The sequence below is a fragment of the bacterium genome, from assembly GCA_024226335.1.
Classification (GTDB): Bacteria; Myxococcota_A; UBA9160; order SZUA-336; family SZUA-336; genus JAAELY01.
Genome location: JAAELY010000006.1, coordinates 1 through 1197, shown reverse-complemented (window position 1 = coordinate 1197; position 1197 = coordinate 1). Strand labels below are relative to the sequence as shown.

Below are 1197 nucleotides of genomic sequence, written 5' to 3'. Positions count from 1 at the left end.
GGACTCTTAATCCGCCGGTCGCCGGTTCGATCCCGGCCGCGCTCACCAGGGAAGTGCGCGCCGGTGCACGACTTCTTGATGCGCGTCGCGCTTGCTCCGATGGCGGCGTGTTGAAGAGGGGCCGTCGAGAGCTGTCGTCAATGAATCCGCGTAGCCTTGCAGCTCACCTGGCAAGAAGTGCGCGTAGGGATCGAGCAGAACCTGAGGCGACTTCCAACCGCCCACCTGCTGGACCCACAACAGGGTTGTGCCACGGCTTAGGTGCAGGCTCGCGAACGTATGACGAAGTGCATATGGCGTGATGCGCTTCCCCGCGCTTCGGAATGTCGTTCGCACGAGGCGATCGAAGCACCGCCTACGAAAGTTCGTCGGGTCAATGAATCCGCCTGAGTTGTTGGGGAATGCGAGCGCTTCCTCTGGGAACCGGTCGGGCTTGTGCGTACTCGGCTGTGCCACAATGGATTGAGATGACGATCTCCGACGAGACCGCGCTGAGGCTGAAGCTCTGGAAGGAGCTTGCTGGAGACACCGCAACGGCGGATGAAGAAGCCAGAGGCGAGCGAAGTGGCTCGCGTGCGGCTCAGCGATCTTGCTCGTGAGGGGGCGGTCGCTACTGGGTGCATTTTTCTTCTGTCTCTCGACTCTGGCGGAGATTGCGACAACGTCGAAGCAAATATCGCTTCCTGGACTTGCACCGGATCGACTCCGACCGGAACCGGGCTCAATACTCCCTCCTACGGGATCCCGCATAGCATGGGCGGCCCTCTCTCGACGTGCGAGGTTTACCGAAACCTCGGTTTCGACTTCGCCGCGCTGACTCCACATCATGAGAAGTCGTGTCTCGGCGCCGGCTGTAACGGCGACTATCGCGACGATACTCTCTCGTGGTGGACGGCTCCCGGGAATCAAGGAATCGACTCGGCCTGGCCGCTCGACCAGACCCGCGTCCCTCTCTGGAATGAGACTTGCGGCTTCCAGGACTTCGTCGCCGGCGCCGGCAATTGCGTGTCTCCGCCCGAAGATGAAATGTTGTCAATGATGACCGGCGCGGCGCGCTCGAGCATCGACTGGTGGAGATCGGTCGCGAGACGTCGGACCAACTGAAGTTCATTCCTGCGACGGTTGCGATCGTGCGGCACATCCGCCCGAAGTACGCCTGTCCGAAGTGCAAGGACGCGGTGCGGATCGCAGCGATGC

Annotated in this window: 1 protein-coding gene; it reads left to right on the top strand. The window is 61.7% G+C overall.

What is annotated here, in order from left to right; genetic code table 11:
* Nucleotides 1-540 precede the first annotated feature (540 nt).
* Nucleotides 541-1104 (top strand): hypothetical protein, encoded by a 564-nt coding sequence (locus tag GY725_00225; protein MCP4002595.1) that lies wholly within the window; start codon nt 541-543, stop codon nt 1102-1104.
* Nucleotides 1105-1197 lie beyond the last annotated feature (93 nt).